The 20,394-nt window shown below is 63.4% G+C and carries 15 protein-coding genes; 10 read left to right on the top strand and 5 right to left on the bottom strand.

Annotated elements, in window-relative coordinates:
- Positions 1–32: 32 nt before the first annotated feature.
- The gene (locus ABCW42_RS12095) at positions 33–584 is read left to right on the top strand and encodes a dihydrofolate reductase family protein (protein ID WP_423181482.1); all 552 of its coding nucleotides are present in this window, start codon (positions 33–35) and stop codon (positions 582–584) included.
- A gap of 33 nt (positions 585–617) precedes the next feature.
- Here ABCW42_RS12095 and ABCW42_RS12090 read toward each other — a convergent pair whose 3' ends face one another.
- A complete protein-coding gene (locus tag ABCW42_RS12090; RefSeq protein WP_423181481.1) occupies positions 618–1,085 on the bottom strand; it encodes a hotdog fold thioesterase in 468 nt (155 codons plus the stop codon).
- Positions 1,086–1,248: 163 nt separating this feature from the next.
- Here ABCW42_RS12090 and polA point away from each other — a divergent pair, with 163 nt between their 5' ends.
- The 4 genes from polA (at position 1,249) to rpsA (ending at position 7,867) form a co-directional block, all read left to right on the top strand.
- Entirely contained in the window at positions 1,249–3,891 is a 2,643-nt protein-coding gene (polA, locus tag ABCW42_RS12085; protein ID WP_423184877.1) for a DNA polymerase I, read from the top strand.
- A gap of 72 nt (positions 3,892–3,963) precedes the next feature.
- Positions 3,964–5,268, top strand: coding sequence for a GNAT family N-acetyltransferase (locus ABCW42_RS12080; RefSeq protein ID WP_423181480.1), 1,305 nt, complete (start codon positions 3,964–3,966; stop codon positions 5,266–5,268).
- A 41-nt stretch (positions 5,269–5,309) separates the two neighbouring features.
- Positions 5,310–6,224, top strand: a complete 915-nt coding sequence (locus tag ABCW42_RS12075) for a polysaccharide deacetylase family protein (RefSeq protein ID WP_423181479.1) — start codon at positions 5,310–5,312, stop codon at positions 6,222–6,224.
- A 167-nt stretch (positions 6,225–6,391) separates the two neighbouring features.
- Positions 6,392–7,867 (top strand): 30S ribosomal protein S1, encoded by a 1,476-nt coding sequence (rpsA, locus tag ABCW42_RS12070; protein ID WP_133203004.1) that lies wholly within the window; start codon positions 6,392–6,394, stop codon positions 7,865–7,867.
- Positions 7,868–8,285: 418 nt separating this feature from the next.
- Here rpsA and ABCW42_RS12065 read toward each other — a convergent pair whose 3' ends face one another.
- The gene (locus ABCW42_RS12065) at positions 8,286–8,975 is read right to left on the bottom strand and encodes an IMPACT family protein (RefSeq protein ID WP_423181478.1); all 690 of its coding nucleotides are present in this window, start codon (positions 8,973–8,975) and stop codon (positions 8,286–8,288) included.
- A gap of 22 nt (positions 8,976–8,997) precedes the next feature.
- Between ABCW42_RS12065 and coaE the strand changes: the two genes are divergently transcribed.
- The 4 genes from coaE to ABCW42_RS12045 all read left to right on the top strand — a co-directional run bounded on the left by coaE (position 8,998) and on the right by ABCW42_RS12045 (position 13,857).
- The gene (gene coaE / locus ABCW42_RS12060) at positions 8,998–10,227 is read left to right on the top strand and encodes a dephospho-CoA kinase (RefSeq protein ID WP_423181477.1); all 1,230 of its coding nucleotides are present in this window, start codon (positions 8,998–9,000) and stop codon (positions 10,225–10,227) included.
- A 9-nt stretch (positions 10,228–10,236) separates the two neighbouring features.
- Complete coding sequence (locus ABCW42_RS12055; RefSeq protein ID WP_423181476.1) at positions 10,237–10,566, top strand: hypothetical protein; 330 nt, start codon at positions 10,237–10,239, stop codon at positions 10,564–10,566.
- Positions 10,567–10,595: 29 nt separating this feature from the next.
- Positions 10,596–12,683: an excinuclease ABC subunit UvrB gene (gene uvrB / locus ABCW42_RS12050; RefSeq protein WP_423181475.1), complete on the top strand. Its 2,088-nt coding sequence runs from the start codon at positions 10,596–10,598 to the stop codon at positions 12,681–12,683.
- A 139-nt stretch (positions 12,684–12,822) separates the two neighbouring features.
- Positions 12,823–13,857, top strand: coding sequence for a TerC family protein (locus ABCW42_RS12045; RefSeq protein ID WP_423181474.1), 1,035 nt, complete (start codon positions 12,823–12,825; stop codon positions 13,855–13,857).
- Positions 13,858–13,977: 120 nt separating this feature from the next.
- Here ABCW42_RS12045 and ABCW42_RS12040 read toward each other — a convergent pair whose 3' ends face one another.
- From ABCW42_RS12040 to ABCW42_RS12030, 3 genes are read right to left on the bottom strand one after another with little or no spacing between them, the layout of a single operon-like run.
- Complete coding sequence (locus ABCW42_RS12040) at positions 13,978–15,348, bottom strand: alpha/beta fold hydrolase (protein WP_423181473.1); 1,371 nt, start codon at positions 15,346–15,348, stop codon at positions 13,978–13,980.
- A complete protein-coding gene (locus ABCW42_RS12035; RefSeq protein ID WP_423181472.1) occupies positions 15,299–15,799 on the bottom strand; it encodes a GNAT family N-acetyltransferase in 501 nt (166 codons plus the stop codon). Before ABCW42_RS12035 ends, ABCW42_RS12040 begins: the two co-directional genes overlap by 50 nt.
- Before the next feature lie 23 nt (positions 15,800–15,822).
- Complete coding sequence (locus ABCW42_RS12030; protein ID WP_423181471.1) at positions 15,823–18,369, bottom strand: DEAD/DEAH box helicase; 2,547 nt, start codon at positions 18,367–18,369, stop codon at positions 15,823–15,825.
- A gap of 261 nt (positions 18,370–18,630) precedes the next feature.
- Here ABCW42_RS12030 and ABCW42_RS12025 point away from each other — a divergent pair, with 261 nt between their 5' ends.
- A complete protein-coding gene (locus ABCW42_RS12025) occupies positions 18,631–20,370 on the top strand; it encodes an ABC transporter ATP-binding protein (RefSeq protein ID WP_423181470.1) in 1,740 nt (579 codons plus the stop codon).
- Positions 20,371–20,394 lie beyond the last annotated feature (24 nt).

Here is a 20,394-nt window from a genome sequence, read left to right as displayed (position 1 = left end):
GAACCCAACCCCGGGTTGAGTAGGGTAAGGCCATGTCGGATTTCCAGTACTACGTGGCCGCTTCCGTCGACGGATATATTGCCACCAACGAAGACGATCTCGCGTGGTTGCTCCAGTTCGAGGAAGCCGAGGGGGTCACGGAAAGCTACGAAGACTTCATGGCAGGCATCGGATGCATCGTCATGGGCGGCCAGACGTTCCGGTGGCTCATGGACCACGAACCCGGCAAATGGCCGTACCCGGGCATTCCCTGCTGGATCTTCACGCACCACGAGTACGCTGCCCCGCCAGGCGCCGACGTCACGTTCGTGCGCGGCGACGTGAAGGAGTTCGCGCCGGACCTCGTGTCCGACGCCGGCGACAAGAACGTCTGGCTCGTCGGCGGCGGAAACCTCGTGGCCCAGTTCAGCAAGGCCGGCCTGCTGGACGAGATGATCGTCACGGTGATACCCGTCGCTTTGGGCTCCGGCAAGCGGCTCCTGCCCGTTGAACGCCCGACGGCGCCACTTGAGTTGGTCTCGTCCCGCACCTTGGGCGGGGCGGCGGTCGAGCTGCGGTACCGGTTCCCGCGCCAGACGGGCTAAGCCGGGGCAGCCCGCCTTGAAACGCTTGGCCTGCTAGCGGTGCCTGTTCTCCCGGATCATGTTGGTGATCCGTGCCGTCGATAGGCGACGCCCCAGCTCATCTGTCATGACGATCTCGTGGGTCACCAGGGTGCCCCCGAGGTGGATGGCCGTGCAGGTGCCCGTGACCAGGCCGCTGGACACTCCGCGGTGGTGGGTCGCGCCCACCTCGATTCCTACCACGTGGTTGCCTTCTCCGGCGTGCAGGGCGGCCGAGAACGAACCCAGGGTTTCCGCCAACACCACGTGCGCTCCGCCATGGAGGATCCCGGCGACCTGCGTGTTTCCCTCCACAGGCATGGTCGCCACGCTCCGCTCCGGACCGAGCTCAAGGAACTTGATGCCCATCTTCACTACGAGAGCGCCCACTCCATATCGGGAAAGCCAGCCCCGCAACTCCTGCGGAACACCAGCGGCGTCGAACTCGTCAGCGAACCGGTCCGGCGTGAAATTGTCCATCATGGCAACTAGGCTGGCACCTGTGAGCGAAACAACCAAACCGGATTCAGCACCTGCAGCAGCGCCCGTGGCCACAACTACGGCCACAGCACCAGACCCTTCAACAAGCAATGCGGGCACCACGCCGGGCGGCCGGCAGCGCCTTCTGGTCCTGGACGGGCACTCCATGGCATTCCGGGCGTTCTATGCCTTGCCGGCAGAGAACTTCGCCACTTCGTCAGGGCAACACACCAACGCCGTGCATGGCTTCACGTCCATGCTCATCAACCTCATCAAGGACCAGCAGCCGACTCACGTGGCCGTGGCCTTCGATGTTTCGGACGACACCACCTTCCGCAAGGCCGAGTACAGCGAGTACAAAGGCGGCCGCAACGAAACACCGCCGGAGTTCCGCGGCCAGATCGACCTCATCGACCAAGTCATGGAAGCCTGGGGCATCAAGACCATCAAGATGCCCGGCTACGAAGCCGACGACATCCTTGCCACCCTCGCGGCCCAGGGCGACGCCGCCGGGATGGAAGTCCTCCTTGTCTCCGGCGACCGGGATGCCTTCCAGCTGATCACTGACAACGTGTTTGTCCTGTACCCGAAGCAAGGCGTTTCCAACATCCCGCGCATGGACGCCGCGGCCATCGAAGAAAAGTACTTCGTTCCGCCGTCCCGTTACTCGGACCTCGCCGCACTGGTGGGTGAGTCCGCCGACAACCTCGCTGGAGTGCCCGGCGTCGGGCCCAAGACCGCAGCCAAGTGGATCAAGCTCTACGGCGGCCTCGAAGGAATCCTCGAGAACCTGGATTCGATCGGCGGAAAGGTCGGTGGCGCCCTCCGGGAGAACATCGATGCCGTCAAACGAAACCGCCGCCTCAACCAGCTCTTGAAGGACCTCGAGCTTCCGGTCACGCTTGCCGACCTCGAAGAACCGCGCCCGAACCGCCAGGACGTCGAGACCCTCTTCGATACCCTCGAGTTCAAGACGCTCCGCACCCGCTTGTTCGCACTTTACGGCGACGACACCGTCGGAGCCGCGGCGGAGACCATCGATGCCCCCGAGTTCCAGGTACTTGAGGACGCGGCCGCCATTGAGGCCTTTTTCGCCGCCGGAAGCGGGAGCCGGGCCGCTGTCGCCGTGCAGTTGGTTCCCGGCCGGATCGGCGACGACGCCGAGGCCCTTGCCATAGTGCGCGCCGATGCCGCGGCCTACATCAGCCTTCCGTCGCTCGACGCGGCCGCCGAGTCCGTGGTTGCGAAATGGTTGCAGGATCCCGAGGAAGCGAAGGTCCTGCACGAATTCAAGGACGCGCTCAAAGCCTTGCATCACCGTGGGCTGGGTCTTGAAGGCGTTGTGGACGACACCGCCATTTCGGGCTATTTGATCCAGCCGGACCGGCGCAGCTACGAACTTGCGGACCTGGCCCAGCACCACCTCCGGATCACGCTGAACACGGTCGCCGCCCCCACCGGGCAACTGGAACTCGAACTCGGAGACGCTCCGGACGGCGCCGCGGCTTCCGCGCTTGTCCAGCGGGCCGCCGTCGTACACACGCTCAGCAAGCACTTCGAGCGGGAACTGGCCGAGCGCAAGGCCGAGGCGCTCCTGACGACGCTTGAGTTGCCGGTGGCACGCGTCCTCGCCCAGATGGAGCTCTCGGGCATCGGGATCTCCACCGAGCGGTTGAATGAACAGCTCACGGACCTTGCCAAGGTGGTGGACAACGCCCAGGAGCAGGCCTTCGCCGCAATCGGGCACGAAGTGAACCTCGGCTCTCCCAAGCAGCTCCAGACTGTCCTCTTCGAAGAACTCGGCTTGCCCAAGACCAAGAAGATCAAGTCCGGCTACACCACGGACGCCGCTTCGCTGAAGGCGCTTCTCGACAAGACCGGACACGAGTTCCTGGTCCAGCTCATGGCACACCGCGAATCCTCGAAGCTCGCCCAGATGCTGGAGACACTCAAGAAGTCGGTGGCCGAGGACGGCCGCATCCACACCACCTACGCACAAAACGTGGCGGCCACCGGACGCATCTCCTCGAACAATCCCAACCTCCAGAACATCCCGGTACGCAGCGAGGAAGGCCGGCGGGTGCGCGGGATCTTCGTGGTCAGCGAAGGCTACGAGTGCTTGTTGTCGGCGGACTATTCGCAGATCGAAATGCGCATCATGGCCCACCTTTCCGGGGATGAGGGGCTCATCCAGGCATACAAGGACGGCGAAGACCTCCACCGCTACGTCGGCTCGCACATCTTCAACGTAGCTCCGGAGGACGTGACCAGTGCCATGCGCTCCAAGGTCAAGGCCATGTCCTATGGACTTGCCTACGGACTGACGTCGTTCGGCCTGTCCAAGCAATTGGAAATCTCGGTGGACGAAGCACGGACCCTCATGAAGGACTACTTCGACCGCTTCGGCGCGGTGCGTGACTACCTGCGCGGAGTCGTGGAGCAGGCCAGGATCGATGGCTTCACCTCCACGATCGAAGGTCGCCGCCGCTACCTTCCGGACCTGACCAGCACGGACCGCCAGCACCGTGAGATCGCCGAGAGGGTCGCTTTGAACTCGCCGATCCAAGGCTCGGCCGCGGACATCATCAAACGGGCCATGTTGGGTGTTTCTGCCGAGCTGGCGAGCCAGGGCCTGAAGTCGCGGATGCTGCTCCAGGTCCATGACGAACTTGTCATCGAGGTGGCACCGGGTGAGCGCGAAGCCGTCGAGAAGCTCCTCGCCGAACAGATGGGTGCCGCCGCCCAGCTGACGGTTCCTTTGGACGTGCAGATCGGCATCGGCTCGAGCTGGTACGAAGCGGGCCACTAGCAACAAACCCGCGGAGCGGGGCACGCCGCCAACACGGTGGCGTGCCCCGCTCCGTCTGGTTAGGCTCGGGTGGTGGCTGATTCCCAGGAAACCTACGGCAAATACACCATCAAGCGCTTCGCTTCCGCCGGCGCGGAGGACACGGGCCGCGATCAGGCCCGTGACTGGGTCCGCGCGGTAGGTTTCGGATTCCACGATGAGCAGCGAAGCGATGAGCTCATCGACAAGATCCTTGCCTTGTACCAGGCGGACAAGCGGGAGCTCACGGGCGTCTACGTCAATGAGGAACCGCCGCTGCACGCGCTGCATCCGGGCTTCCCAGTGGCGACGTTCGGCACGATGGCGAACAAGCTGAACATCGGTTACGGCCGGGAATTGCCCGCCCACCAGATCACCGCCGTCACTGTCCGGGGAACGCATCGCCGCCAAGGCATCCTTCGCGCCCTCATGACGGCGGACCTCGCTGCGGCCAAGGGGTCCGGATTCGCCATGGCTGCGCTCACCGCGTCGGAGGCCTCGATCTACGGTCGCTTCGGCTTTGGCGTCGCCACCTTCGAGCGGAGCATCAAAGTGGATACGGGACCGCGATTCCGCATCAACCACGAAGCCGCCGGCCGCGTCGAGATTGCCGATCCGAAGGTCCTCCTCTCGCTTGCGCCGGAGGTCTTCGAGCAGCTTCACAGCCGTACGCCAGGTTCGATCGTGCGGCAGGAATCCTATCGCCACCATATTTCCGGCGCCATGAACCGTGACGGCAGCGAGGACAAAGCCATCAAGTGCGCCCTGCACTACGGGTCCGACGGAACTGTTGACGGCTACGTCGCCTACAAGTTCCTGGGCTGGGACAGCAAGCCGTACACGGTGGAAATCGTGGACCTCGTAGCCGCCACGGACACCGGGTACCTGGAGTTGTGGCAGTTCCTTGGAGCCATCGACCTCGTCGACCAGGTTTCCTGGCCGGATGCACCGGCTGAGGACCCCCTCGGCTGGGCGCTCGACGATGCCCGCTGCGTTACAGCGTCCGACGAGCGGGACATGTTGTGGCTGCGTGTCCTCGATGTCCCCGGTGCCCTCTCGGCCCGCCGCTACGGCACGGACGGCCGCCTGGTGCTGGCTGTCCGGGACAGCCTCGGCCTTGCCGACGGCACGTGGGAAATCATGTCCGACGGCGGGACTGTCACTGTCCGTGCGGCGCGGGGCGAGGGTGCCGACCTGAGCATGGATGTCGCCGATCTGGGGTCGGTCTATTTGGGTGCCGTCAATCCGGTAACCTTGGCTTCGGCAGGTCGGATCCGGGAACATACGCCTGGAGCATCTCTTGCCGCCCAGCACTTGTTCGCCGTCGAACGCCCAGCCCATTGCCTGACGCATTTCTAGGCAACCCCACGCCCAAAAAGCCAGACAACTAGAAGGATTCCATGGGGGAATTCCCGCCGGGGGGCCGACTCGCCGGCCCTTCATCCCTGCCTGCCAGGAGGCTGTTCCTCGCAGCCGCCGCAGGCCTCGCCGCGACAACATTGGCCGCATGCTCCCCGCAGCCTTCGGCCTCACCCGCTCCGTCTCCCGTTTCGACGCCGTTCGCAGTTCCCGTGACGCGTGACGACACACCTCCGCCACCGCCGTCGAAAGCGCAGATCGTCGCTGAGTATTCCAGCCGCAAGCCCGTCGAATGGGGGCTCGCGGTGACCGGAGTCGTCACGAATACGGCGTCGGCCCAGGCTGTTCTGACCTTCGACGCGTGCGGCGGCCCGCGCGGAACCGATTGCGACCAGCGTCTGCTTGCGACCCTCCGCAAACTCAACGTTCCGGCCACGCTGTTCGTGAACGGCCGGTGGATCAAGGCCAATCCGGGACTCGCCGCGGAACTGGCTGCGGATCCCTTGTTCGAGCTCGGCAACCACGGCTTCAAGCACGAGCCGTTGTCGGTGAACGGGCGTTCGGCTTACGGCATCGCCGGCACTTCGAGCGTCAGTGACGTGTATGACGAGATCATGGGCAACCAGGAAGCCATGCAGCAGCTGGCCGGGAAGGCCCCGCGGTTCTTCCGGCCGGGAACCGCTTTTTACGACGACGTCGCAGCGGCCATCACCCGCTCGCTCGGCTTGATACCGGTGAACTTCTCGGTAAACGGCGACGGCGGTGCGACCTTTCCTGCCCCCGTCGTGGCCAACGAAGTGGGTAAGATCGCGGCGAACCGTGGCGCCGGGCAGATCGTGATTTCGCATTTCAACCAGCCGACGGGCGGTACCGCGGAAGGCTATGCGCGCGTGCTGCCTTTCCTGCTCGACCGTGGCGTGACGTTTGCGCGGCTTGGTGACGCGTTGCCGCTTTGACCCTTGTTGAGCCGAACGACTAGAATGAACGGGCGCGTACTAGGTGTGCGCAATTTAACAATCCACAATTCAGGATGACCCGGCATTTTGCCGTGTCCTGCGAACCGGGAACGGCGAGCGGGCGGTTTGCCTGACCGATACTCTATCCACAACGGAGCCCCTACTACATGACCATCACCTCCACCGAGAAGCCCGGTACCCCCGTAGTCGCGATTAACGACATCGGTACCGCTGAGGACTTCCTCGCAGCCGTCGACGCCACCATCAAATACTTCAACGATGGCGACCTCGTCGAAGGTACCGTCGTCAAGGTCGACCGCGACGAAGTCCTGCTCGACATCGGTTACAAGACCGAAGGTGTCATCCCTTCCCGCGAGCTTTCCATCAAGCACGACGTCGACCCCGGAGACGTCGTCTCCGTTGGTGACCAGGTCGAAGCTTTGGTGCTCACCAAGGAAGACAAAGAAGGCCGACTGATCCTCTCCAAGAAGCGTGCTCAGTACGAGCGTGCCTGGGGCGACATCGAGAAGGTCAAGGAAGAAGACGGTGTTGTCACCGGTACCGTCATCGAGGTTGTCAAGGGTGGTCTTATCCTCGACATCGGCCTGCGCGGCTTCCTGCCGGCATCCCTCGTCGAGATGCGCCGTGTCCGCGACCTCGCTCCGTACATCGGTCAGCAGATCGAAGCCAAGATCATCGAGCTGGACAAGAACCGCAACAACGTTGTGCTGTCCCGCCGTGCATGGCTCGAGCAGACCCAGTCCGAGGTCCGCTCCACGTTCCTCAACAAGCTGGAAAAGGGCCAGGTTCGCCCCGGTGTGGTTTCCTCCATCGTCAACTTCGGTGCATTCGTGGACCTTGGCGGCGTAGACGGCCTGGTTCACGTTTCCGAGCTCTCCTGGAAGCACATCGACCACCCGTCCGAGGTTGTCGAGGTCGGCCAGGAAGTCACCGTCGAGGTCCTCGAAGTGGATCTGGACCGCGAGCGTGTCTCCCTGTCCCTCAAGGCTACGCAGGAAGACCCGTGGCAGACCTTCGCCCGCACCCACGCCCTCGGCCAGGTTGTTCCGGGTAAGGTCACCAAGCTGGTTCCGTTCGGTGCGTTCGTACGCGTCGAGGACGGCATCGAAGGCCTGGTCCACATCTCCGAGCTGGCAGTCCGCCACGTTGAGCTTGCTGAGCAGGTCGTTTCCGTTGGCGACGAGCTCTTCGTCAAGGTCATCGATATCGACCTCGAGCGTCGCCGCATCTCCCTCTCCCTCAAGCAGGCCAACGAGGGCGTGGATGCCGACAGCACCGAGTTCGACCCGGCTCTGTACGGCATGGCCGCAGAGTACGACGAAGAGGGCAACTACAAGTACCCCGAAGGCTTCGACCCCGAGTCGAACGAATGGCTCGAGGGCTACGAGGCACAGCGCGCCGCTTGGGAGCAGCAGTACGCTGACGCCCAGGCACGTTGGGAAGCCCACAAGAAGCAGGTTTCCCAGCACGCTGCTGACGACGCCGCTGCTGCCGCTTCCGGCGACAACGAGTCCGGTGCAACCAGCTACTCCTCCGAGCCGGCTGCTGCCGAGTCCAACGCCGGTACCCTGGCGTCCGACGAAGCCCTCGCAGCACTGCGTGAGAAGCTGACCGGCAACTAATTGCCCCAGGCCCTGGATTCCGGACTACACCGGGAATCCGGACCATAAAGAACAGCGGTCCCTGCGATTCAGCAATGAATCAGCGGGGCCGCTGTTCTCAGTTAACTCGGATTCTCTGCGGTTTCCCAGGGGACATGCGCCGCCTTACCGGTGAGGAGCGGACATATAGGCATTATGTCCAGCCCTTGAAGCCAGGGATGAGCATGTCCCGCGGCGGGGCTCGGTCGGGTGCGGATTATGTCCGGCCCTTGAAGCACGAGAGGGACATGCGCCGCTTTGCCCGTGAGGAGCGGACATATAGGCATTATGTCCAGCCCTTGAAACCAGAGATGGGCATGCGCCGCGGCGGGACTCAGCAGGGCGCGGATTATGTCCAGCCCTTGAAACCAAGGATGGGCATGTCCCTCGCTGAACTGCGTCAGGCGGGGAGGTCCACCCACTCCGTTCCCTCGGTGTGGATTTCCGAGGATCCGGCGGTCATTGCGGCCACTCTTTCGCCGGCGTTGAGTATTTCCTGCGCGTCGTCGGCGATGGCGAGGCGAAGGACGGCGCGGCTTGATTCATAGCTTGTGCCGGCCATGACGAAACCAGCGGATCGCAAGTCGTTCTCAAGCCGTCCGGCTGCGTGGCGGGCCACTGGAATTGCGCAGATCCGCAGCCTCCTCCGCTGGACCAGGGGAGCGGAATCCAAGGCCGCCGAGACCGATTCGGAGTAGGCGCGCACCAGCCCTCCGGCGCCCAGGAGGATCCCGCCGAAATAGCGCACGACGACGGCACTTATGTCGCTGAGGTCGGTCACCCCTGGTTGGGTTTCCCGTTTGATGAGGGCTTCCAGCATTGGAATGCCTGCCGTCCCCGAAGGTTCGCCGTCGTCGCTGGAACGCTGGACGTCCCGGTCCGGTCCGAGGACGAAGGCCGAGCAGTGGTGTCCGGCGTCGTGGAATTCCTTGCGGAGTTCCGTGACCAAGGATCGGGCGGCATCTTCGTTGGGGGACCTGCGTAACACCGTGATGAACCGTGAACGCTTGATCTCGAGTTCGTGGCGGAAATCTTCGCCATCGGCCAACGTTGTATACGCGGTTGCCCGGCTCTCTTCTTGTTCTGCCACCGACCCAGTCTAGTGTGGAGGGGTGCTCAAGATTGGACTGACCGGCGGCATCGCTTCCGGTAAATCGCTCGTGTCCGCCCGGCTCAAGGAGTTGGGGGCAACACTGATCGACGCGGACGTCCTGGCCCGGGAAGTGGTGGAACCCGGCACACGCGGCCTTGCCAGGATCATCGCCGAGTTCGGCGAAGACATCGTGGACGCTGCGGGACAACTTGACCGTGCTCGTCTCGGTTCGATCGTGTTTGCCGAGCCTGACCGCCGCGAGGTGCTCAACGGCATCGTCCACCCCCTCGTGCGCGAAAAGGCCTCTGCATTGCTCTCCATGGCGAAACCGGGGGACATCGTGGTGCAGGACATTCCCCTCCTGGTCGAGACCGGCCAAGGAAGCAACTTCCACCTGGTACTGGTGGTCGATGCCCCGGAAGAGGAACGCATCCGGCGCATGACGTCGATCCGCAACATGAGCGCCGAAGAGGCCGTCGCCCGGATGGCCGCGCAAGCCGGCAGGGACGAGCGGCTGGCCGCGGCGGACATCGTGGTGGACAATTCCGGAAGCGTCGAGGACGTTCGGGACCTCATCGACAAATTGTGGGTGGAACGACTCGAACCGTTTGCCCGGAATCTCGCGTCGGGCCACCCCGCACCCCGGGATGGCGGACCAGTGCTGGCATCGCCGGACGTTGATTGGCCGGTGCAGGCGGAGCGGTTGCTCGCGAGGATCCGGAAGGCGTCGCCGGACGTACTTAGTGCGGAGCATATCGGATCCACGGCAGTGTCAGGGCTTCCCGCGAAGGACGTCATCGATCTCCAAGTCACGGTCTCTTCGCTCGAAGCGGCAGATCGCCTGGCTCCCGCCCTCGGCGCCGCAGGATTTCCCTTGTGCGAGTCAATGGACCACGACACTCCGAAACCACCCCAACTGGATCCCTCGGCATGGATCAAGCGACTGCATGGGAATGCCGACCCCGGTCGTCCCGCGAACGTCCATGTGCGCGTCCTTGGGAGCCCGGGCTGGCGCTACGCACTGCTCTTCCGCGATTGGCTTCGGGCGAATCCGGAGTCCAGGGAAGCGTATGCGGGGCTGAAAAGGGAACTCGCCCAGGCGTACATGTCCGATCACGGAACGGCCGGCTATGCGGACGCCAAGGAACCGTGGTTCACCGAGGTGGCGTGGCCGCTCATGGACGCGTGGGCGAAACGCGCGGGCTGGGAACCGCCGTCGTACTCCAACGTCCCTGGCCAGTACAGCTAGGCGGCCCGCATGACCCGCGAGCAACGGATCGTTCGCCACCTTGAGGGGCAGCGCCGTGGCGCTGTCCGCTGGTTGGCCTGGACCGGCGTCGTACTCATGGCTGCTGCGGCCTTGCTCTGGTTCCTCGCGGGCGGTCGGGACGAGTTCGTCGCGGAAGCGCGGCCGGCCACGTGGCGGGTACTTGTCCCCGCGACGGCGTTCTGGCTCGCCTGGCTGATGTGGCTCGTGGCTGCGGTGCTGTTCGGAGCCAGGATGTTCCGCTCGATCATCGGGCGTTTGGACGATACATGGACCGGCCCCGGAAAGGGCGGCAGAGCCTCCCGAAAACGCGGACCGTAACTGTCCGCGGGCAGGGGTACATTGGACTCATGAGCCTTGCCCAGGAGATCAACCGAGTCGTAGCGCCGTTCGAGGTCATCAGCGAATTCAAGCCCGCCGGAGACCAGCCGACCGCCATCGCGGAGCTCACCGAGCGCATCAACAACGGTGAGAAGGATGTTGTGCTCCTCGGTGCCACGGGTACGGGCAAGAGCGCCACTACCGCATGGCTCGTGGAACAGGTCCAGCGGCCCACGCTTGTCCTGGTCCAGAACAAGACCCTTGCTGCGCAGCTGGCCAACGAATTCAGGGAATTGCTGCCGAACAACGCCGTCGAGTACTTCGTCTCCTACTACGACTACTACCAGCCCGAAGCGTACGTCCCCCAGACGGACACCTTTATTGAGAAGGACTCCTCCGTGAACGAGGAAGTGGAGCGGCTGCGGCACTCGGCGACGAACAGCCTCCTGACCCGCCGGGACGTCGTCGTGGTGGCTACCGTCTCCTGCATCTATGGCCTCGGCACGCCGGAAGAATACATCGCGGGAATGGTCACCCTCACCAAGGGCGCCGAGCTCAATCGGGACCAGCTCCTGCGCAAGTTCGTCTCGATGCAGTACACGCGTAATGACATGGACTTCCACCGTGGCACTTTCCGGGTGCGTGGAGACACCGTGGAGATCATTCCGATGTATGAGGAATTGGCCGTCCGCGTGGAGTTTTTCGGGGACGAGATCGAGAACATCTACACGCTGCACCCGGTCACGGGGGACGTCATCCGCGAGGAAACCGAGATGTATATCTTCCCGGCTTCCCACTACGTCGCGGGACCGGAGCGGATGTCCCGCGCCATCACTTCCATCGAGGCCGAACTCGCGGAGCGGCTCGCCGCGCTCGAAGGCCAAAACAAGCTCGTCGAGGCCCAGCGCCTGCGCATGCGCACCACGTATGACCTCGAAATGATGCAGCAAATGGGGTTCTGCAACGGGATCGAGAACTACTCCCGCCACATTGATGGTCGCGGATCGGGCACCGCGCCGCACTGCCTTCTCGACTACTTCCCGGATGATTTCCTCCTGGTCATTGACGAATCCCACGTGACCGTTCCGCAGATCGGTGCCATGTACGAAGGCGACATGTCCCGCAAGCGCACGCTGGTGGATCACGGTTTCCGGTTGCCGTCCGCAATGGACAACCGACCCCTCAAATGGGACGAGTTCCTCGAACGCGTCGGGCAGACCGTCTACCTTTCCGCGACACCTGGCAAGTATGAGCTGGGGAAGGCGGACGGTTACGTCCAGCAAATCATCCGTCCTACTGGCCTGATCGATCCGGAAGTGATCGTGAAGCCCACGAAGGGCCAGATCGACGACCTCCTTGGCGAAATCCGTACGCGTGTAGAACGGGACGAACGCGTATTGGTGACCACACTCACCAAGCGCATGGCGGAAGACCTCACGGACTACCTCCTCGGCCATGGCGTCAAAGTGCAATACCTGCACTCCGACGTCGATACCCTCCGGCGCGTGGAACTGCTCCGCGAGCTCCGTTTGGGAAGTTTCGACGTCCTGGTCGGCATCAACCTTTTGAGGGAAGGCCTCGACCTCCCCGAGGTATCGCTGGTCAGCATCCTGGATGCGGACAAGGAAGGCTTCCTCCGGTCGTCGACGTCCCTCATCCAGACCATCGGCCGTGCTGCCCGGAACGTCTCCGGCCAAGTGCACATGTACGCGGACCGCATCACCGATTCGATGGCGCAAGCGATCGAGGAAACGAACCGCCGCCGAGCCATCCAAGTGAAGTACAACACGGACAATGGAATCGATCCTCAGCCGCTGCGTAAGAAGATCGCCGACATCACGGACCAGCTTGCGCGTGAAGACGCCGACACCCGGGAGCTGCTTGCGGCATCAGGCAAGACCGGTCGCGGCGGAAAGGGGAAGGGAGCAGCGACGGTGCGGCGCGACGGCCTCGCAGCCGCTCCCGCCGAAGACCTCGTCGGGCTCATCGAACAACTGACCGAACAGATGCACGGAGCCGCGGCTGAACTGCAGTTCGAGGTTGCGGCCCGGCTCCGCGATGAAGTGGGAGAGCTCAAGCGCGAACTACGCCAGATGCAATCGGCGGGTCACGCGTAAGGTAAAGTTGAGCCTACGTAGGGGAGTATCCCAAGCGCTATGTACGTCAACACGCAAGGCACAGACGCCTCGCCGGGCATAGCGGGCCTCAAGCCGGAGAGACTTACGCCGTTTCGGCGTATCCTCGAAAGGTTCTTTAATGGAACTTCCTGCTTGGTTTGAGATCGGATCCCTCGTCCTTCTCGGCATCATCCTCCTTGTCGATCTCCTCTTGGTCCTCAAACGTCCTCACGAACCTTCCATGAAGGAAGCCGGCCTATGGGTGGCGTTCTACGTTGCCTTGGCGTTGGTATTCGCTGGTGCAATGTTCGCTTTCGCAGGTCCGGAGCACGGTGGCCAGTTCATCGCCGGCTGGGTGACTGAGTACAGCCTGAGCATCGACAACCTCTTCGTTTTCATCATCATCATGGCGCGCTTCTCGGTACCCAGGAAGTACCAGCAGGAGGTCTTGATGGTGGGCATCATCATCGCCCTGGTGCTGCGCGGCATTTTCATCGGCCTCGGCGCAGTGGTCATTGAGCAGTTCAGCTGGGTCTTCTACATCTTTGGCGCCTTCCTCCTCTGGACCGCGTGGAAGCAGGCGACGGACCACGGTGAAGACGAAGAAGACACGTCCGAAAATCCGCTTATCTCCCGCCTTCGACGCGTGGTCCCGATGTCGGAGAAGTTCGACGGCGGGAAGCTGCGCACCGTGGTCGGCGGCAAGAAGGTCTTCACGCCCATGTTGATCGTCTTCGTAACCATAGGCATGACGGACCTCCTGTTCGCCGTCGATTCGATTCCCGCTATTTTCGGCCTGACCCAAAGCGCGTTCATCGTCTTCACGGCCAACATTTTCGCCCTGATGGGCCTCCGCCAGTTGTACTTCCTGCTCGGCGGACTCATGACCCGGCTCGTGTACCTCAAGCACGCTCTGTCGGTCATTCTGGCGTTCATCGGCGTCAAGCTGGTTCTGCACGCCATGCATGTGAACGAATTGCCGTTCATCAACGGAGGCCAGCACATTGAATGGGCTCCGGAGATCCCGACGTACGCGTCCCTGGCCGTCATCGTCGGCACTATCGTCGTTGCTGTCGTCGCGAGCCTCCTGACCCCGGCCGCAAGCAAATCCAAGCTGGACGCGCGGCTCGAGGAAGACTCCCGCAAGAGCATGCACAAAGTCTCCGGCCACTAGCGGCCTACGGCAACAGGGAAGCCCTGGACACGTGAGTGGCCGGGGCTTCCCGCCGTGTGGGGACATGCTCCGGGGGTGTGTTCGCGTTCGTGGTCCTGGCCGTCGCCGCCTCAGCGTGGCTCAGCTCTGCCCGCGGACCATCCCCAGTAAGCGATTGAAGATTCCGTCTCCATCTTCGCCGATGCCGTCGTGGTGGAAATCGGCGGTGGTCCAGGTTTGCAGGCCGCGTACTGTTGCCGCGGTTTCCATGGACAAGTCGAAGTCCACATAGATGTCGTTTTGGTACACGGCGGCCGCTACGGGGACCGTGTTCGCTTCCAAGCGGGCGACGTCGTAGAGCGGCTTCCAATCCCTCTTCTCGGCAAGGATCGTTGCCACTTCCCGAAGGGGGACCAGGGCCGGGTCCTGGTCGAAATACCACGGGTAGACCATTTCGCCGGTCAGGAGCGGTTCTTCCGCTTCGGGCTTGAACTCCGGAAATTCCCCCAGCACACGCCATGCCGCCCACTCGGTAGCTTCCGATTGGGCGTAGATGGCCTCGTGCAGGACGGCATAGAGCGGATTGGACCCCCGGGACACCAAGCCGTGGACCTGCTCCAGGAAGGGGTCGGAGAGGCGTTCGCCTTCAGGCGAAGGGCAAAAGGCGTCCTCGAGGAGGCTGTGGAGGGCATCCACGCGGGTGTTTCCGCCGAGGAACGACCCCACCATCTGGAAGCGCTCGGAGGTCAGGCGTTCGCCGCTCGGAAGGAATTCCGCCTTCGTTTCAAGATGCCGCGCAATGCGGGACACGACGTCTCGGTCCTCGGGATACCAGCTGAAATATTCGGTGTTCCGCGCAGCCACCCTCTGGAAGGTTGCGCGGTACACGCGGTCTGCCGGTCCGTGGAGCGGGGCCAGGCCACCGGTGATGAGCACTTCCCGGAGTCCTTCCGGAGCGAAGGACAGGTATGTCAGCGCGCAGAAGCCCCCGAAGCTCTGTCCAAGGACCGTCCAGGGATCCGCACGAAGGGTCTTCCGGATGAGCTCGGCATCGGCAACGATCGAATCCGCCCGGAAGTGGGTGAGGTAGCCCGCCTGAGCGGCGGCATCCCCTCGCAGCGGCAGCGTATTACGGTCGGCCGGCGTGGAGAGCCCGGTGCCTCGCTGGTCGAGCATCAGGATGCGGAAGTGACGTGCGGCCGCCTTCATCCACCCTGAAAGCGACGTGGTGCGCGTTCCGCGACCGCCGGGTCCCCCTTGGAGGAAGAGCAACCACGGGAGCCGTTCGACGTCGTCGGGCGCATGTTCGGCGGAGACGAATTCGCGGGCGAAAACAGTAATTTCTTCCGTCGGCTCCGCGGCGCCCGCTTCAGGCCAATGGTCGAGCGGGACGGTGAAGAAGTGCTCGGCGGTCCGGATGCCGCGGAACTCGTGCCGTGCGCGGATCGTGTGCGTCGCTGGCTCAGCCACGGGCCAGGACCCTGTCGCCGCTGCCGAAAGTGCCAAGGGCATCGCCGCTGAGCCTGAACGTGGACCAGCCGTCCATCGGTTCGGCACCGAGGCTCCGGTAGAAGCCGATGGACGGTTCGTTCCAGTCCAGGACGCTCCATTCGACCCTTGCATAGCCGCGTTCGACGGCGATCCCCGCCAAGTGCTGCAAGAGCGCCTTTCCGTGGCCTAGCCCCCGCGCGTCGGGCGAGACGTACAGGTCTTCGAGGTAGATGCCGTGCACACCTTCCCACGTGGAGTAGTTCAGGAACCACAGGGCGAAGCCTTGGATGTCGCCGGCCGCGTTTTCCGCCATGTGTGCGAAGACCCGCGGATTCTCGCCAAAGAGCGCCTCGGTGAGCTTCTCCGGAGTGTTCCGTACGGCGTCGGGCTCCTTCTCGTAGATCGCAAGGTCATGGATCATCTGCAGGATCGCGGGGACGTCGGACACAATGGCAGGCCGGATAACACTCATGGATCGAGCTTACTAGGAGGGACTCAGAGCCGGTTGACGTCGGTGACAGTAACCACCGCGGTTCCGCTCTCGTCCGAAGCTGCCAAGTCGACTTCCGCGGAAATGCCCCAGTCGTGGTTGCCCGCGGGGTCGTCGAAGATCTGGCGCACGCGCCACTTGCCTGCTTCCTCGGTGATCATGAGCAAAGCCGGACCCCTTGCATCGGGACCCGTGCCGATGTCGTCGTGTTCGTCGAAATAGTCGTCCAAGGCGTCTTCCCAACGCTCCGCATCCCAGCCGCTACCGCCGTCGAGCTCGCCCAACGCAGTGGCGTCCTCGTCCGCGAAGAGCTCGACGCGACGGAACATCTCGTTTCGGACCATGACCCTGAAGGCCCGGATGTTCGACGTCAGCGACGGCGGCGGGGGAGGAGGAGCGTCGTGCGGCGTCGGAGCTTCGCCCGAGGTGAGTTCCTCCCATTCGTCCAGGAGGCTCGAATCGACCTGGCGGACCAGTTCGCCCAGCCACGCTACAAGGTCCTCGAGGTCTTCGCGCAGTGCGTCCTGCGGGACGGTCTGGCGGAGCGCCTTGAAGCCGTCGGCCAGGTACCGCAGCACGATGCCTTCCGAACGGGCCAATCCGTAGAACTGTACGAATTCGCCGAAGTTCATGGCGCGCTCGTACATGTCACGGACCACCGATTTGGGGGCAAGTTCAAAGTCGCCTACCCACGGTGCGGCTTTGCGGTACACCTCGAATGCTTCGCCAAGGATGTCCGCGAGGGGCTGCGGGTAGCTGACCTCGTCGAGCATCGCCATCCGCTGGTCGTAGTCGATGCCGTCCGCCTTCATCGCGGCGACTGCTTCACCGCGCGCCTTCTTCTGCTGCGCGGAAAGGATCTGGCGGGGCTTTTCGAGGGTCGCCTCGATCACCGACACCACGTCCAAGGCGTACGACGGCGACTCCGGATCCAGGAGTTCCAGCGCCGCGAGCGCAAACGGGGACAGCGGTTGGTTGAGCGCGAAGTTCGCCTGCAGGTGGACCGTCAGCCGGACGGAACGGCCTTCCCTTTCCTGTTCATTCCCGGGGATACGCTCCACTACGCCGGCCGCAAGCAGCTCACGGTAAATCCCGAGGGCCTTTTTCATCAACTGAAGTTGGGCGGGCCGGGATTCGTGGTTTTCGGTCAAGAGGCGTCGCGCAGCGGCGAACGGGTCGCCGGGACGTTCCATCAGGTTGAGCAGCATGGCGTGGGTGACGGTGAAACTCGACGACAACGGCTCCGGCACCGATTCGACCAGGCGGTTGAAGGTCGGCTCGCCCCAGGAAACAAATCCTTCCGGCGGCTTTTTCCGCACCACTTGGCGCAGTTTCCGTTGGTCGTCGCCGAACTTCGCGGTGGCCTTGGCAAGGGCTTTCGCGTTTTCCACGACGTGTTCCGGCGCTTGCACCACCACCGTTCCCGCTGTGTCGTAGCCTGCCCGGCCTGCACGTCCGGCGATTTGGTGGAACTCACGGGAGTTCAGCAGACGGGTGCGGACGCCGTCGTATTTGCTCAGGGCGGTCAGGAGGACGGTGCGGATGGGCACATTGATTCCGACGCCGAGGGTGTCGGTCCCGCAAATGACCTTCAGGAGGCCCGCTTGGGCCAGTTGCTCCACGAGCCGGCGATACTTGGGCAGCATGCCGGCGTGATGGACGCCGATGCCGTGGCGGACCAGGCGGTTCAAAGTTTTGCCGAAACCGGCGGCGAAGCGGAAACCGGCAATGAGCTCGGCGATCCGGTCCTTTTCTTCGCGCGTGCACATGTTGATGCTCATGAGGTTCTGGGCACGTTCAATTGCTTCGAGCTGGCTGAAATGGACTACATAGACGGGAACCTGCTTGGTGCTCAGGAGTTCCTCAAGGGTCTCGTGGACTGGGGTCTCCTGGTAGTAGTAATTCAGGGGGATGGGCCGTTCCGCCGAGCTGACGGTGGCGGTGGGCCGTCCGGTAAGGTCGGTCAACCCGGCCTCAAAGCGGCTGACATCGCCCAGGGTGGCTGACATCAGCAGGAACTGCGCCTGTGGCAATTCGAGCAGCGGGACCTGCCAGGCCCAGCCACGCTGTGGATCGGAGTAGAAATGGAACTCGTCCATGATCACGGTTCCGAGTTCGGCTTCCTTGCCTTCGCGCAAAGCGATGTTCGCAAGGATCTCGGCAGTGCAGCAAATAACGGGCGCGTCCTGGTTGACGCCGGAATCTCCCGTGATCATGCCGACGTTCTCGGCCCCGAAGATCTCGCACAGGGCGAAGAACTTCTCGGAAACCAGCGCCTTGATGGGCGCTGTGTAATAGCTGCGCATCCCCCGCGCCATGGCCTCGAAGTGCGCGGCAATCGCCACGAGGGATTTTCCGGAGCCTGTCGGGGTGGCCAGGATGACGTTCGACCCCGAGGCCAGTTCCATGATGGCTTCGTCCTGTGCGGGGTACAGCTGCAGTCCGCGGCTTTCCGTCCATTCGACAAACCGCGTGTAGACATCGTCCGGATCCACGCCGCCCCCTCGCGGTCCGGCGTCGAAGGTTTCCGGGAGCTGCTCAAGAAGTTTCATTGCCTTCCAGCTTAGTGGGGACGCGGGCATGTCTTCGAGGCGGTCCGGGCGCGGCCCGGGAAGTGCTTCCCGATGGTCCTCGCGGTGACATGAACCGGTTGGCAGGCGCCGGTTCCGCGACTATTCGAAAGAGTTCCGCGACGATCCGAAAGACCAGGAAGTGCGGGGTTTCCCGGTAGTTTCTGAATTAGAATGACAACGCGATCGCGAGGCGGCATCGTTCGGAGTCCGTTCGCGCGGAGACCAACGAATGGAGGCGAAGTGCTGGCATCTTTCCTGCTGCGGCGCCTTGCCCCCCACAAGGCCCACGTCCTCGCGATTGTCCTCCTGCAGTTGGTGCAGATTGCGGCCACGCTCCTGCTGCCCACCATCAACGCGAAAATCGTCGACGACGGACTGGTCGCCGGGAACAGCGACGTAATCCTGAGGTTGGGCACATGGATGTTGGTGCTCACCGTCGTCCAGGTGCTCGCCGCCGTCGTGGCCGGCTACCTCGGCGCCGTCGTGGCCATGAAAGTGGGTCGCGGGCTCCGGCGGGAGCTGTTCGACAAGATCCATTTCTTGCCCGACCAGGATGTCGCGGCCTTTGGTCCCGCCAGCCTTGTGGTGAGGACTACGAACGACGTCCTGCAGTTGCAGAACATAACGGTGCTCGTCTTCAGCATGCTGGTTGCCGCGCCGGTCATGGGAATCGGTGGCGTGATCCTCGCGGTCCAACAGGACGTGGCGATGTCCTGGATCGTGTTTGCCATCATTCCTGTCCTGCTGGCCATCATGCTTTTGATCGTCCGCCGCCTCGTTCCCCTCTACCGTGAAGGGCAAGGCCTCGTGGACCGGATTAATTCCGTGATCCGTGAGCAGATCCTTGGGACGGCGGTCATCCGGGCGTTCGTCCGCCAGCCGGTCGAGATACGGCGCTTCGAGACCGCAAACGAAGCCCTCACCACGAACAACCTCCGTTCTGCCCGGATTGTCGCCGCGATGCTCCCACTCGTGATGATCGTCGTCAACCTCTCGTCGGCCGGAGTGGTGTGGCTCGGCGGACACCGCATCATTGCGGGACAGATGCAGTTGGGTGCCCTCACGGCGTTCATCGCCTATATCATGCAGATCCTCCTGGCGATCATGATGGCGATGTACGTTTTGAGTACCGCCCCCCGCGCCACAGTCAGCGCGGAACGCGTCGCCGAGGTGCTCGCGACGGAGTCCGAACATGTTCTTTCAGAGCGCCCGGCGGAGACCGGCGCGGCCGTTGGGCCGTGTCCGGGATTGTGTTTTGACAACGTCTCCTTCGCGTATCCGGGGGCAGAGGCGCGGGTATTGGACGGCGTGACGTTCACGGCGCTGCCGGGAACCACGACGGCGGTCATCGGCGCAACCGGCAGCGGCAAGTCGACCGTTGTGGCGCTTGTGCCGCGGCTGCTTGACCCGAGCAGCGGAACGATCTCGCTGGATGGCCGGGATACCGCGACTATTCCGCTGGCGACTTTGCGCCGGAAGATCGCCGTCGTACCCCAGGAGTCCTGGTTCTTCCGCGGCACCATCGCGGAGAACCTCCGGCTGTCGCTTCCCTCCGCCAGCGATGCACAGTTGTGGCACGCGCTTGAGACGGCCCAAGCCGCCGATTTCGTCGCCCAGCTTCCGGATGGCATGGACACCGCGTTGTCGCAAGGCGGTGGAAACTTCTCCGGTGGCCAGCGCCAGCGCTTGAGCATCGCCCGGGCTATCCTGAGGCCGGCATCGGTCTATGTGTTCGACGACAGTTTTTCCGCCCTGGACACCGTGACGGAGGCACGGCTGCGGGACGCCCTCGAACCGGAACTGGCCAAAGCGATCGTGCTGATTGTCGCGCAGCGGGTCAACACTATTGTCTCGGCGGACCAGATCCTGGTCATTGACGAGGGCCGTTTGGTGGCGCACGGAACCCACCATGAATTGTTGGATTCTTCCGAGGTGTACCGGGAGATTGTTGCCTCCCAGCTGGAAACGGAATCCGCGTGAGCAGCGACAACACGCGCCGGACCA

This window comes from Arthrobacter sp. NyZ413 (assembly GCF_049390645.1).
GTDB lineage: Bacteria > Actinomycetota > Actinomycetes > Actinomycetales > Micrococcaceae > Arthrobacter.
This window is presented reverse-complemented; position numbering and strand designations above follow the sequence as displayed.